Source organism: Pseudactinotalea sp. Z1748 (assembly GCF_049725185.1).
Taxonomy (GTDB): Bacteria; Actinomycetota; Actinomycetes; order Actinomycetales; family Beutenbergiaceae; genus CALKWS01.
Window position 1 is genome coordinate 38166 of the sequence record NZ_JBMPQB010000001.1, and the last position, 13175, is coordinate 51340.

General features: G+C 69.8%; 10 protein-coding genes. 5 read left to right on the plus strand and 5 right to left on the minus strand.

What is annotated here, in order from left to right; genetic code table 11:
• Nucleotides 1–241 precede the first annotated feature (241 nt).
• The 3 genes from ACO0LU_RS00175 to ACO0LU_RS00185 all read left to right on the plus strand — a co-directional run bounded on the left by ACO0LU_RS00175 (nucleotide 242) and on the right by ACO0LU_RS00185 (nucleotide 4494).
• Nucleotides 242–2116, plus strand: a complete 1875-nt coding sequence (locus tag ACO0LU_RS00175; protein WP_424789415.1) for a glycoside hydrolase family 15 protein — start codon at nucleotides 242–244, stop codon at nucleotides 2114–2116.
• Nucleotides 2113–3078, plus strand: coding sequence for a TIGR03885 family FMN-dependent LLM class oxidoreductase (locus tag ACO0LU_RS00180; protein ID WP_424789416.1), 966 nt, complete (start codon nucleotides 2113–2115; stop codon nucleotides 3076–3078). The genes ACO0LU_RS00175 and ACO0LU_RS00180 overlap by 4 nt, the downstream gene beginning before the upstream one ends.
• Nucleotides 3079–3150: 72 nt before the next feature.
• The gene (locus tag ACO0LU_RS00185) at nucleotides 3151–4494 is read left to right on the plus strand and encodes an MFS transporter (protein ID WP_424789417.1); all 1344 of its coding nucleotides are present in this window, start codon (nucleotides 3151–3153) and stop codon (nucleotides 4492–4494) included.
• Nucleotides 4495–4507: 13 nt separating this feature from the next.
• Here the strand turns inward: ACO0LU_RS00185 and ACO0LU_RS00190 are convergent, their stop codons facing one another.
• The 5 genes from ACO0LU_RS00190 to ACO0LU_RS00210 form a co-directional block, all read right to left on the minus strand.
• Nucleotides 4508–5674 (minus strand): mandelate racemase/muconate lactonizing enzyme family protein, encoded by a 1167-nt coding sequence (locus ACO0LU_RS00190; protein ID WP_424789418.1) that lies wholly within the window; start codon nucleotides 5672–5674, stop codon nucleotides 4508–4510.
• Nucleotides 5675–5858: 184 nt separating this feature from the next.
• Nucleotides 5859–6305: an META domain-containing protein gene (locus tag ACO0LU_RS00195; RefSeq protein WP_424789419.1), complete on the minus strand. Its 447-nt coding sequence runs from the start codon at nucleotides 6303–6305 to the stop codon at nucleotides 5859–5861.
• A 149-nt stretch (nucleotides 6306–6454) separates the two neighbouring features.
• Nucleotides 6455–7477 (minus strand): MaoC/PaaZ C-terminal domain-containing protein, encoded by a 1023-nt coding sequence (locus tag ACO0LU_RS00200; RefSeq protein ID WP_424789420.1) that lies wholly within the window; start codon nucleotides 7475–7477, stop codon nucleotides 6455–6457.
• Nucleotides 7477–8826: a 3-oxoacyl-ACP reductase gene (locus ACO0LU_RS00205; protein WP_424789421.1), complete on the minus strand. Its 1350-nt coding sequence runs from the start codon at nucleotides 8824–8826 to the stop codon at nucleotides 7477–7479. Before ACO0LU_RS00205 ends, ACO0LU_RS00200 begins: the two co-directional genes overlap by 1 nt.
• Nucleotides 8823–10214, minus strand: coding sequence for an acetyl-CoA C-acetyltransferase (locus tag ACO0LU_RS00210; protein ID WP_424789422.1), 1392 nt, complete (start codon nucleotides 10212–10214; stop codon nucleotides 8823–8825). The genes ACO0LU_RS00205 and ACO0LU_RS00210 overlap by 4 nt, the downstream gene beginning before the upstream one ends.
• A gap of 75 nt (nucleotides 10215–10289) precedes the next feature.
• On the opposite strand from ACO0LU_RS00210, the gene ACO0LU_RS00215 reads away from it, so the two are divergent.
• Both ACO0LU_RS00215 and ACO0LU_RS00220 read left to right on the plus strand, forming a co-directional pair.
• The gene (locus tag ACO0LU_RS00215; protein ID WP_424789423.1) at nucleotides 10290–10955 is read left to right on the plus strand and encodes a TetR/AcrR family transcriptional regulator; all 666 of its coding nucleotides are present in this window, start codon (nucleotides 10290–10292) and stop codon (nucleotides 10953–10955) included.
• Nucleotides 10956–11077: 122 nt separating this feature from the next.
• On the plus strand, nucleotides 11078–13165 hold the full coding sequence (locus ACO0LU_RS00220) for an acyl-CoA dehydrogenase (protein ID WP_424789424.1): 2088 nt from the start codon (nucleotides 11078–11080) through the stop codon (nucleotides 13163–13165).
• Nucleotides 13166–13175 lie beyond the last annotated feature (10 nt).

Sequence of the window (13175 nt, forward strand, 5' to 3'; positions counted from 1 at the left end):
ACTGCAGGACTGGGCAGTTCCCATCACCGGGAGTCTGGGGTGATCCGGCGTCCACAGCCTTGTCGGAGCGCCAAGAACAGATTATATCGCCGGCTCCGTCCTGCGACAATGTGTCGTATCCCACTGTCGCACCCTCGCGGCGCAGCGCGCGAACATCAGCACCGCCCGGGGGTGGGTGACGCAGCGGGAGGAGCCCCGTCCGGACATGCGCGCCGCGGGCTCATGCGGTAGGAACGAAGCGATGAGCACGCCCCTTGAGCACTACGCCCTCCTGTCGGATCTGCGCACCGGACCGCTGGTGTCCCGGGACGGCAGCATCGACTGGCTGTGCCTGCCCAGGTTCGACTCCCCGGCGGTGTTCTCGGCCATCCTGGGCGATGCCGAGGACGGTCGCTGGAAGCTCTCGGTGCCGGACGGGCAGGTGGTCGAGCGGCGATACCTGCCGCAGACGTTCGTCCTGGAGACCGTGTGGCGCAGTCGGACCGGGCGTGTCCGGGTCACCGACTTCCTCCCGCCCAGCACCTCCCAGGGTGACCTGGTGCGCCGGGTGGAGTGCCTGGAGGGGCAGGTCCGGGTGGAGCACGACCTGCGCCTGCGGTTCGACTACGCCCGCGCCACTCCCTGGACCAGGGAGATCGAGCGGGACGGGCAGGAGCGTTGCCTGCTGGCCCTGGCAGGGCCGGACGCGATCCTGATCACCGGCCCGATGCTGCACTGGCCCGGCAACGGCGACGGCGGCGGGGAGGACGACGACGGCAGTGCCGCGTCGGTGGCGGAGCACCCCGGCACGACGCCGGCGGAGGGCCGGCGCGCCCCACGCCTGGTCGGGTCGTTCAACCTGGACGCCGGGGACGTCCTGGACTGGGACCTGACCTGGTTCCGCTCCTATCAGGACGTGCCGGAGCCACCCGACGCGGACCGGGCCCTGGCCAGCACCGTGCGGTTCTGGACCGACTGGGCCAGTCATCTGCGGGTGGACACCGACCACCAGGACCTGGTGCTGCGTTCGCTGCTGGTGCTGCGGGCGCTGACCCACCTGGACACCGGGGGGATTGTCGCGGCCCCCACCGCCTCGTTGCCGGAGTACTTCGGTGGCGGTCGCAACTGGGACTACCGCTACACCTGGTTGCGCGACGCCGCCCTGACCATCGAGGTCGCGATCGCGCACGGCTTGACCCGAGGTGCCACGTTGTGGCGGGACTGGTTGCTGCGCGCCGTCGCCGGGGACGCCGATGAGGTCAAGATCATGTACGGGCTGGGCGGGGAGCGCGAACTGACCGAGACCGAGTTGGAGCACCTGGCCGGATACGAGAACTCCCGGCCGGTACGCGTGGGTAACGGGGCCGCGGACCAGTACCAGGCCGACGTGGTGGGCGAGGTGATGATCGCACTGCACGAACTGCGGGAAGCCGGCGTGGCCGAGAATGAGTACACCTGGGGCCTGCAGAAGAGCCTGCTGGCCTATTGCGAGGCCAACTTCGACCGGCAGGACCACGGCATCTGGGAGATGCGTGGGGACACCCACTACTTCACTCACGGGCGCGCGATGATGTGGGCGGCGTTCGACCGTGGCGTGCGCGCGGTGGAGGAGCACGGGTACGACGGGCCCGCCGCGCGGTGGCGCGAACTGCGCGATCGGTTGGCGGATGAGATCGAGGAGCACGGCTTCAACGCCGAGTTGAACTGCTACACCCAGACCTATGACAACACCGAGGTGGATGCCTCCCTGCTGCAGATGCCCCACACCGGGTACATCGCCTACGACGACCCACGCATGCTCGGCACGGTCGAGCGGATCGAACAGGATCTGGTCACCTCCGAGGGCCTGGTGCACCGGTACCGGACCGAGGCAGGGATGGACGGGCTCGAGGGTGAGGAGTACCCGTTCGTGATGTGCACCTTCTGGCTGGTGGAGCAGTACGCGCACGCCGGGAGGCTGGACCGCGCTCGGGAGGTGATGGACCACATGGTGGCCCAGGCCAGCGACCTGGGTCTGCTCGCCGAGCAGTACGACCCCGAGACCGGGCGCCAGGCCGGCAACTTCCCCCAGGCATTCAGCCATATGGGCCTGATCCGGGCCGCCGACGCGATCCACGCCGCCGCGGAGGACAGATGAGGACCGCGTACGGATTCCACGCCTCGCACGAGCAGATCTCCCCGGCCCAGTTGCTCCGGGACGTGCAGCAGGCCGAGCGGGCCGGATTCGAGATGGCGATGTGCTCGGACCACTTCGCGCCCTGGTCGGTGCGCCAGCACCACTCCGGATTCGCCTGGTCGTGGCTGGGAGCGGCGCTGGCGACCACCGACTTCGACCTCGGCACCGTCTGCGCGCCCGGACAGCGTTACCACCCGGCGATCATCGCCCAGGCCAGCGCCACCCTGGCCCAGATGTTCCCCGGCAGGTTCTGGGTGGCGCTCGGAACCGGCCAGAACATGAACGAGCACATCACCGGCGATGCCTGGCCAGGGAAGGACCAGCGCCAGCAGCGGCTGGAAGAGTGCGTCGGCGTCATCCGGGCCCTGCACGAAGGTGAGGAGGTCACCCACAGCGGGCACGTCGTCGTCGATCGTGCGCGGATCTACTCCCTGCCCGACACCCCGCCGGAACTGATCGCCCCGGCGCTCAGCCCCGGCACCGCCGCGCGCGGGGCCGGCTGGGCCGATGGGCTCATCACGATCAATGACGACGCCGATTCGGTGCGGCAGATCATCGACGCCTACCGCGGTGCCGGTGGCCGGGGGCCGTTGTCGGTGCAGGTGCACGTGTGTATCGCTGAGTCCATGGCGGCCGCCCACCGGATCGCCCGGGACCAGTGGCGCAATCACGCGATACCGGTGCCGTTGCAGCATGACCTGCCCACCCCGGAGTACCTCGACATGGCCGGTGAGCACGTTCCGGATGAGGAGATCGCCAGTGGCGTGATCATCACCGACTCGGTACCGGACCTGGTGGAGCGCCTGCGCACCTACGAGGACCTGGGCTTCGACCGGATCTATCTGCACCACGTGGCCCAGGACCAGCAACCCTTCCTGGAACTGGCCGAACAGGAGTTGCTGCCGGCACTGCGGAGGCGGTGAGGCGCTGTGCACACGACGTGGTCTTGCGGGCGGTGACGCCGCGCCGGGCAAGTGGGTGATACTGGCGGAGGTATGTCAGAGGCGTCCTTGCACCGCCCCCGGCTGCCCAGGGAGATCTGGGTCCTGGCCGGCGCGGCGCTGCTCATTGCGTTGGGCTACGGCCTGGTGGCCCCGGTGCTGCCACAATTCGCCCGGTCCTTCGATGTGTCCGTGGCTGCGGCGTCCTTCGTGGTCAGCGTGTTCTCCCTGGCCCGGTTGCTGTTCGCCCCTGCCGGCGGCGCGCTCATCACGAAGTTGGGGGAACGGCGTATCTACATGGCCGGGCTGGTCATCGTGGCGATCTCCAGCCTGCTGACCGCCTTCGCGCAGAACTACACCCAGTTGCTCATCTTCCGCGGCCTCGGTGGCATCGGTTCCACGATGTTCACCGTCTCGGCGATGGGGTTGATCGTGCGGCTGGCCCCGCCTACCGCACGCGGACGTGCCTCCTCCACCTACGCCACGGCCTTCCTGCTCGGCAATATCGGGGGCCCGGTGATCGGCGGCTTCCTCGCCGAGTTCGGGCTGCGCGTGCCGTTCGTGGTGTACGCGGTGATGCTGATGTTCGCGGTGGTCGTGGTGTGGCGGCTGCTCCCGGCCACCGGGACCGGCTCGGCCCGCCCGCACGATGCCAGCCCGCCGATGCAGTTCGGCGAGGCGATCCGGGACAGCGCCTACCGGGCCGCGCTCGCCTCCGGATTCGCCAACGGCTGGGCGAACTTCGGCGTGCGGGTGGCGCTGCTGCCGCTGTTCGCCGCCGCCGCCCTGGAGGCCGGGCCCTGGGCAGCCGGGCTGGCGCTGGCGGTGTTCGCGGCCGGGAACGCGGTGGCGCTGAACATCGCCGGCAGGCAGGCCGACGTTCGGGGCCGCAAACCCCTGATCCTCATCGGTATCGCCGTGAGCGGGGCATTCACCGCGGTGCTGGGGCTCTCGGACAACCTCTTGGTGGTGCTCGCCGTCTCGGCACTGGCCGGAGTGGGCGCCGGCCTGCTCAACCCGGCCCAGCAGGCCGCGATCGCCGACATCATCGGGAACCAGCGGTCCGGGGGCAAGGTGCTGGCGGGCTTCCAGATGGCCATGGACACCGGCGCGATCATCGGGCCGGTGCTGGCCGGGGCGCTCGCGGACCAGTTCGGCTTCGGTGCGGCGTTCGGTGTCTCCGGGATGATCATGCTGCTGGCCGGCCTGGGCTGGTTGTTCGCCCGTGAGACCCTGGAACACCCGGAAGGAGACAAGCCATCCGACGGCCCTGACCACGACGGCCCGGACCACGGCGGCCCGGACCACGACGGCCCGGACCACGGCGGCCCGGACCACGGCGGCCCGGGCCACCACACCGGACAGGACCACGACGGCCCGGATCCGGGGCCGCGGTAGGAGACTCGGACACTCAGCGCGCCAGGTCCGCCATCACCGTGGCCAGGTCCGACTTGCCCTCGAAACCGATGCCGGGCAATTCCGGCAAGGTGACATGACCGTCGGTGACCTCGATCCCGTCGGGGAATCCGCCGAAGGGTTGAAAGAGGTCGGGGTAGGCCTCGTTCCCGCCCAGCCCGAGCCCGGCCGCGATGTTCAGGGACATCTGGTGTCCCCCGTGGGGGATGCACCGGGACGGCGACCAGCCGTGCTCGCCCAGCATGTCAAGGATGCGCAGGTACTCCACCAGTCCGTAGGACAGCGCGCAGTCGAACTGCAGCCAGTCCCGGTCGGGTCGCATCCCGCCATATCGGATCAGGTTCCGGGCGTCCTGCACGGAAAAGAGGTTCTCGCCGGTGGCCAGCGGGCCGGAATAGTCCTGCGCCAACTCCGACTGCAGGGCGTAGTCCAACGGGTCGCCGGCTTCCTCGAACCAGAACAGGTCGAAGTCGGCCATTGCCCGCCCGTAGGCCAAGGCGGTGCGAGTGTCGAAGCGTCCGTTGGCATCGACCGCCAGTCGCTGCCCGGGGCCCAGCACTGCGCTCGCAGCCTCGATACGGCGCAGGTCCTCATCCAGGCTCGCCCCACCGATCTTCATCTTCACCACGGTGTAGCCACGGTCGAGGTAGGAGCGCATCTCATCGGCCAGGGCGGTGTTGTCCTTGCCCGGGTAGTAATAGCCGCCCGCGGCGTAGACGAAGACCTCCCGGTTGGCGGTGCCGTTGCCGGAGCGCTGGGCGAGCAGGTCGTACAGCGGCCGTTCGGCGATCTTGGCCACGGCGTCCCAGATGGCCATGTCCAGGGTGCCCACCGCAACGGAGCGTTCGCTGTGCCCGCCGGGCTTCTCGTTGGCCATCAGGATGTTCCAGATCTTGTGCGGATCGAGGTTCGTCCCTGCCTCATCCACCAGATCGGCTGGGTCGGCGGCCTGTAACCGGGGGATGAATCGCTCGCCCAGAAGGGCGCCCTGGCCGTAGCGGCCGTTGGAGTTGAAGCCGAAGCCCACCACCGGCTTGCCCTCGCGCATCACATCGGTGATGACCGCGACCAGACTCAACGTCATCTTGGAGAAGTCGATAAAGGCATTGCGGATCGGTGAGGAGATCGGGAAGGTCCGCTCGCGGACGTCGACGATTCGCACGGGGCTCCTTGTCGCTGGCTGGCTCAGGTCCACCTATTCTCGCCTGCGGTCCGGCCGGCAGTGGCCGGGTTGCCCTCGCTTGCTCCCGGGTGCGGATTCCCGGGCATCGGCTACACCGCGCTCCCGGGCATCGGCTACCCAGCAACCTCGGAACTCCGCGCAGTGGTCCGCGCCGGGAAGAGGGTCAGACGCGCTCGAACCGGAGTTCGGTGTCCGGCCCGGTCAGAAGCAACTCATCGCCGTCGGTCGTCACGTCCTGGATCTGCCGCATGGCGGTCAGGAGTTGTGACTCCTGGTCCATCACCTCGGGCGGATCGCAGGCCATCATGGTGCTGACGAACTCGGTGGGCCACTGATCGGGCTGCTGGTCCTGCTCGCCCTTGGCGGTGGCTGTTCCGAAGTGGTTGCAGCCGCCGTGGCCGGAGACCTCGAAACCGTCGACGGTCAGCGTGGGTTCGTGCCCGGTGACCACCTCGATCTCACCGTCGGGGCCGTGACCGGAGACCAAGATCCAGTCGCCGTCGGCCGCCGGGTCGGGGCCCGCCGCCCCACCTGCGGTGTCGCAGGCGGTCAGCGTGAGCGCGACGAGCGCGAACAGTGCCGCGACGGCGCGGCCGGGAAAGCGGTGCATCGGTGGGTTCTTCCGTTCAGGAGTAGTGGTCGATGCCTTCCCTATGTTCCGTCCCGAGCGGGTGTTTCAACTGGGCCCAGGCGTGGCAACTGGGCCCGGGTGTGGCAGCGGGGAGCGGGAGGACCTGCCCGATCCGCTACCGGCGTGGCTCACGGAAGCGGCCGCACCGATCCGGTGAAGTGGACCCGGTCGCTGCCGGCCTTCCAGCCGGCGTAGGTGTAGGTACCGGAGTCGGTGCGGGCCTGCCCGAAGGAGACCGTCGAGGGCAGCAGCACCGGCTTGGCGAAGTCGATCTGCCAGGTGAACGCCGGTCCGCGGGCCGGGCCGATCGCCGCCAGCGCCCGCGCCGCGGTGTACATCCCGTGCGCGATGGCCCGCGGGAAACCGAAAGCCTTGGCGCTCAGGGCGGACATGTGGATCGGGTTACGGTCCCCGGAGACCGCGGCGTAGCGCCGTCCGGTCTTGGGCGTCAGGCGCCATACCGCGGTGGCCTCGGGCAGACCGGCCCCAGCACCGGCATCGTTCCGACCGGAACCGCTACCAGACTCTCCGCTTCCGGCGGCGCCACGGGAGTCGCCGTCGTCGGCTGCGTCGCCAGAGCCGGCGGAGCCACCCGGTCCGGCCTGCACCGGTCCGGCCTGCACCGGTTCGGCCAGCGCCAGACCGGGCAAGGTGGTGCCCTTGGCCAGGTAGGTCGAGACCCCCCGCCAGGCCACTTCCGGGCCCTCCTGCGCAGCCACCTCCACCACCAGGTCCACCTGAGTGCCGGAGCGGTGCGCGCGCAACCCCTGCGCGCGGGCCTGCACCCGCAGCGTGTCTGTGGCGGTCAGCGGGTGGAACTGCTCCACCCGATTGGCCACGTGCACCATGCCCAGTACGGGCAACGGGAAGTCCGAGCGCACCATCAGGTTCATCGCGAGCGGGAAGCCCAGCACGTGGACGTATCCGGCCGGCAGCTCGTCGGTGCCTGCCTCCCCGAGCAGGTGCTGGTACTCGGCCAGGTGCGCGTGGTCCACCGGCACCCGCGGCACCGTGTAGCAGACCTGGGGCAGCGTGGTGGGCGAGGGGGCGCCGGAGAGCATTCCCGGTGCCGCGGCCCGGGCGGTACGCCCCAGGGCGCGGGCGTACAACGACCCCAGCGAGGGCACCTGATCCAGCACCTGATCGCGCATCAGGCCCCCATCAGGTGCTGTCCGCACACCCGCAGCGTCTGGCCGTTGATGCCGGCGGACTGGGGCGAGGCCAGGAAGGACACGGCCTCAGCCACGTCGACCGGCTGGCCGCCCTGTTGCAGGGAGTTCAATCGTCTGGCGACCTGGCGCTGCAGCGCGGGGATGCGCGCGGTCATCTCGGTTTCGATGAAGCCCGGGGCCACCGCATTGGCTGTGCCGGAGTGCTCGGCCAGCAGCGGCGCCAGGGACCGGGTCATCCCGATCACCCCGGCCTTGGTGAAGGCGTAGTTGCTCTGCCCACGGTTGCCGGCGATCCCGGAGGTGGAGGCCAGGGAGATGATCCGCAGGCCATCGGGTGACAGGTCCGGGGTGGCAAGCAGGGCCTCGTTCAGTTGCACCTGGGCGCGCAGGTTGACCGCCACCACCGACTGCCAGCGGTCCGGGGTCATGTTCGCCAGCAGTTTGTCCCGGGTGATGCCGGCGTTGTGCACCAGGACGTCCAGGCGTCCGTAGCGCTCACGTACCCGCTCGATCAGCCGGGCCGGGGTGGCCTCGTCGGTGATGTCGGCCTGGATGGCGGTGCCCCCGACCTCGTTCATCACCGACGCCAGGCTCTCCCCGGCGGCGGGGACGTCCACCCCGACCACCTGGGCGCCCTCACGGTGCAGGACCCGGGCGATCTGCGCCCCGATCCCGCGTGCCGAGCCGGTGACGACCGCGACCTTGCCGGCCAGCGGTTTCGTCCAGTCGGCCGGGAGCGTCCCGGCGTCACTGCCCACCTCAAGGCCCTGGCCGGAGACGAACGCCGAGCGCGCCGAGAGCAGGAACCGCACCGCTCCGAGCGCGGCGGGGGCGTCCACACCCACCCCATCACGCAGGACGACAGCGTTGGCGGTGGCTCCGTAGCGCACTTCCTTTGCCACGGTGCGCCACAGGCCCTCGACCCCGGCCAGGGCGGCGGCGCGGGCGGGGGAGTCCTGATCGGTGGCTGCCCGAGTGAGCACCACTACCCGGCCTGAGGGCCCCAGGGCTTTCATCAGCGGACCTGCCTGGTCCACTACCTCGGCGGCATCTTCGGGTGCGGTCAGTTCGGTGAGCACCAGCATCAGGGCCCCGACGCGGCCACCGCGCATGGTCCGGCGCACATCCAGCTCCCAGTCAAGCAGGGTGGTGGCCAGGGTATCGGCGTCGGCCCCGGTGCCCAGCACCACCACCGGGCCGGTGACCAGTGGGGCGTCGATCGACTTCGGGTCGGTGCGGCGCAACCTGGCCGGGCGGGGCAGGCCGAACTGCTTGGCGACCTTCTTGGTCAGGCCGGAGTTCACCAGGTTCAGGTAGGTGTCGCTCACGCTGCCTCCAGGATCATCGCCATGGCCTGCCCGCCGGCGGCGCACACCGAGATCAGGCCGCGTGCCGGCGCGTCCTCGGGGTTGGCCTCGCGGTGCTGGGCGAGCAGGGCGGCCAGGGTGCCCACGATCCGGGCGCCGGTGGCGGCGAACGGGTGTCCGGCGGCGAGGGAGGAGCCGGTGACGTTCAGCGTGGCCGGGTCCACCTGGCCGGGGCTGGGTACCCCGACCTTGGAGGTGCAGAAGTCCTCATCGGCCCAGGCGGCGGTGGTGGTGGCCACCACGGAGGCGAAGGCCTCGTGGATCTCCACGAAGGTGAAGTCCGCCAAGCTCAGCCCGTTGCGGTGCAGCAGGCGCGGTACCGCGTAGGCACCGCCCATCAGCAGCCCGTCCTCGCCGTGGGCGAAGTCCACACTGGCCGTCTCGGCGTCGATCACGTGCGCCAGCACCGGCAGGCCGCGCTCGGCGGCCCACTCCGGTGTGCCGAGCAGCACCGCGGCGGCGCCGTCGGACAGCGGGGTGGAGTTGCCGGCGGTCATCGAGTCCTCGGCGGCGTGCTCACCCTTGGTGCCGAACACGGGCTTGAGGGTGGCGAGCTTGTCCGCGGAGGTGTCCGCGCGCAGTGACTGGTCGCGTACCAGGCCGCGGTAGGGGGTGATCAGGTCGTCGAAGAAGCCCTCCTCGTAGGCCTTGGCCAGGTTCTGGTGGGAGGCAAGTGCGATCGCGTCCTGGGCCTCCCGGGTGATCTTCCACTGGTGGGTGGTGATCGCCTGGTGCTCCCCCATGGACAGCCCGGTGCGCGGTTCGTTCACGTTCGGCGCCACCGGCGCCAGGTCGCTGGGGCGCAGTTGTCCCACGAGCTTGAGCCGCTGCGGCACCGTCTTGGCCCGCGACAGCCGCAGCAGTGTCTTGCGCAGGCGGTCGCTGACCACGATCGGGGCGTCGGACGTGGAGTCCACGCCCGCTGCGATGCCGGAGGTGATCTGACCCAGCGTGATCTTGTTCGCGATCGCGGCGACCGCCTCCACCGACGTGGCGCAGGCCCGCTGCAGGTCGAAGGCAGGGGTCTGGGGGGACAGGGCGGTGCCGAGCACCGCCTCCCGGGTGAGGTTGAAGTCGCGGGAGTGCTTGAGCACCGCGCCCCCGGCCACGTCGCCCAGACGTTCGCCCTGCAAGCGGTACCGGGCTACCAGCCCGTCCAGGGCGGCGGTGAGCATGTCCAGGTTCCCGGCGCTGGCGTAGGCGCCGCCGGCCTTGCCGAACGGGATGCGGTTGGCGCCGATGATCGCTGCGCGGTGATGGCCGACGTCGGGGGCCGCCTCGGCGCCGGAGCCGGCGCCCTGGGAGGTCGGCTTCTGGCCGCGGTTGCTGGTTCGGGGCTTGTCTGCCATGAGTTCCTCTGCGTGGTGGAGTGGACAGAGTCCGGAATGTGTCCGGTACCCACGGTACCTGATACTCTCGGTTGCGTGAGTGACGTCACTGTAACCACCTCTGCGGCCACCCCGCCAGCGGGCGACGGCCGTTCCACGCGCTGGAACAGCCATCGTGCCCGGCGCCATGACGACTTGTGCCGGTCGGCGCGCCGCGCGGTGCACCATCAGGGCCCGGATCTGTCGATGGATGAGATGGCCGGGGCCATGGGGACCTCCAAGTCCATCGTGTACCGCTACTTCAAGGACAAGGCGGGCCTGCAGGCCGCGGTCGGCGAGATGGTGCTGGCCGAGATGGCCCAGGCCTTCGGTGCGGCGGCGGAGGGTGGTGGCCCGCCCCGGGAACGGCTGCGGGCGATGATCGAGGTGTATGTGTCGATGCTCGCCAGTTCGCCGAACGTGTACCGGTTCGTCACCCGGATCGAGCAGGCCGGCACGATGTCCACCTTCATGGCTCAGGTGCAGCGCTACCTCGCCCGCCTGCTGCGCCAGGTCCTCGCCGAGGCCGGCTCCGACCTGCGGTTCGCAGTGCCGTGGGCGGCCGGGGTGGTGGGCTTCGTGCGCGGCACCGGGGAGCAGTGGCTCGCAGCGGATGCGGAGCAGCGGTTGGAGCCGCAGGTGCTCATCGATCTCGTCGCCGACTGGATCTGGCTCGGCACCGCCACCGTGCCCGGCGATCCGGCCGACACCAACGCCCCCTAACCCGACCCAGCCCGCCGTACCCTCGCCTACCGCCGCACCCGTTCACCGCCCGTTCAAGCCCCGACCCACCGCCCCGCACTGACCCAGACGCCCGGACCGGCGTTGACCCTATGGAGAATTCGATGCCCCGCTCTTCACGAACCAATGGAACCGGCCCCGAGGTGACCATCGATACCGCGGTGCTGGCGGATCTGCTGGATGGACGCTGGAAGACCCAGCGCCGCGCCATCCGGGACCTGTACGCCGACGAACGGTTCGCCCGCGTGCCCGGTCTGAGCATGGCCGAGCACCGCGAACGCATTCTGGACCAGTGCCGAGCGCTGGTGGACATCGGCATGCCCCGGCGCGGTTTTCCGGGGGCGGACGGAAGTCAGCCGCTGCCGGGGGGCAATGTGGCCGGTTTCGAGGAACTGGCCGTGCACGACCCGTCGTTGCAGATCAAGGCCGGGGTGCAGTGGGGACTGTTCGGCTCCGCGGTGCTGCACCTGGGTACCGAGTACCACCACAACACGTTCCTGTCGGGGATCGTGGAGTTGGAGGTGCCGGGGTGCTTCGCGATGACCGAGACCGGGCACGGCTCCGACGTCGCCGCGATCAGCACCACGGCCACCTACGACGAGCAGGCGGAGGAGTTCATCATCCACACCCCGTTCGAGGCGGCGTGGAAGAACTACATCGGCAACGCCGCCCTGCACGGGGTGGCCGGCGTGGTGTTCGCACAATTGATCACCCAGGGCGTCAATCACGGTGTGCACGCCTTCTACGTCCCGTTGCGCACCCGGAACGAGGACGGATCCGCCGGGGAGTTCCTGCCCGGGGTGCGCGGCCGGGACAACGGGCACAAGGGCGGTCTGCTGGGGGTGGACAACGGCATGCTGGCCTTTGACCAGGTGCGCGTTCCGCGCCGGAACCTGTTGAACCGGTACGGCGATGTCGCCGCCGACGGAACCTACACCTCCTCCGTCAGCAGTCCCGGCCGGCGGTTCTTTACCATGCTCGGCACCCTGGTGCAGGGGCGGGTCTCGCTGGGCGGTTCGGCGCTGACGGCGGCAAAGATGTCCTTGGCGACCGCGGTGCGGTACGGCAACCAGCGCCGGCAGTTCACCGGGCCGGATGAGCACGATGAAGTGGTGCTCATGGACTACCAGCGCCACCAGCGCCGGCTACTGCCACGACTGGCGAAGGTCTACGCCGCCCAGTTCATGCACCACCAGCTCTCCGACCGGTACCACGGGGTCTTCTCCGGCGCACACGACACCGACGCCGACCGGCAGGATCTGGAGACCCTGGCCGCGGCCTCCAAGCCCTTGGCCACCTGGCTGGCCCTGGACGTGATCCAGACCAGCAGGGAGGCCTGCGGCGGCGCCGGGTACATGGCGGAGAACCGATTCACCGGGCTGCACGCGGATTTCGATGTCTACGTGACATTCGAGGGCGACAACAACGTGCTGCTGCAACTGGTGGGTAAGCGCCTGCTCACCGACTTCGGCCGGGAGATGGCCAAGATGGATGTGGCCGGTGCGGTGCGGTACGTGGCCGATCAGGCTGCGGACATGACCTTGCACCGCACGCCGCTGCGCCGGGTGCAACAGTCCATCCGGGACTGGGGTTCCAAGGCGCGGTCGGCCACCGAACTGCGCGACCCCGATATGCAGCGGGAACTGCTGGAGGATCGCGTGGAGTCACTCGTGGAGCGGGTGGCGATGGAATTGAAGGATACCCGTGAGGCCGATGCGGCCACCGCGTTCGAACTGTTCAACGCGCACCAGGACGAACTGATCCAGGCCGCCCGTGCCCACGGTGAACTCCTGCAGTGGGAGGCGTTCACCGAGGCGTTGGCCGGAATCACCGACCCCGGCGCGAAGAAGGTGCTGACCTGGCTGCGTGATCTGTTCGGTCTGACCCTGATCGAGGAGAATCTGGACTGGTACCTGCTCAACGGACGCATCTCCACCCAACGGGCCCGCACCGTGACCTCCTACATCAACCGGCTGCTACCGCGGCTGCGCGCCCATGCGGGCGACCTGGTGGAGGCGTTCGGGTACAGCCCGGAGATGATCGGAGCCCCGATCGGAACCGATGCCGAGGGCAGGCGTCAGGACGAGGCACGTGACTACTACCGCGCCCAGCGGGCCCGTGGCTCCGAGCCCACACCGGAGAAGCACCTGCCCCGTGGATCGGTCACCGACAAGGAACTGACCACCGCTTGAGGGACGCGCT

Coding starts and splice junctions, on each gene's coding strand:
- ACO0LU_RS00220 (WP_424789424.1), top strand. CDS start 11,078: ATGCCCCGCTCTTCACGAACCAATGGAACCGGCCCCGAGGTGACCATC.
- ACO0LU_RS00175 (WP_424789415.1), top strand. CDS start 242: ATGAGCACGCCCCTTGAGCACTACGCCCTCCTGTCGGATCTGCGCACC.
- ACO0LU_RS00180 (WP_424789416.1), top strand. CDS start 2,113: ATGAGGACCGCGTACGGATTCCACGCCTCGCACGAGCAGATCTCCCCG.
- ACO0LU_RS00185 (WP_424789417.1), top strand. CDS start 3,151: ATGTCAGAGGCGTCCTTGCACCGCCCCCGGCTGCCCAGGGAGATCTGG.
- ACO0LU_RS00200 (WP_424789420.1), bottom strand. CDS start 7,477: ATGCGCGATCAGGTGCTGGATCAGGTGCCCTCGCTGGGGTCGTTGTAC.
- ACO0LU_RS00195 (WP_424789419.1), bottom strand. CDS start 6,305: ATGCACCGCTTTCCCGGCCGCGCCGTCGCGGCACTGTTCGCGCTCGTC.
- ACO0LU_RS00210 (WP_424789422.1), bottom strand. CDS start 10,214: ATGGCAGACAAGCCCCGAACCAGCAACCGCGGCCAGAAGCCGACCTCC.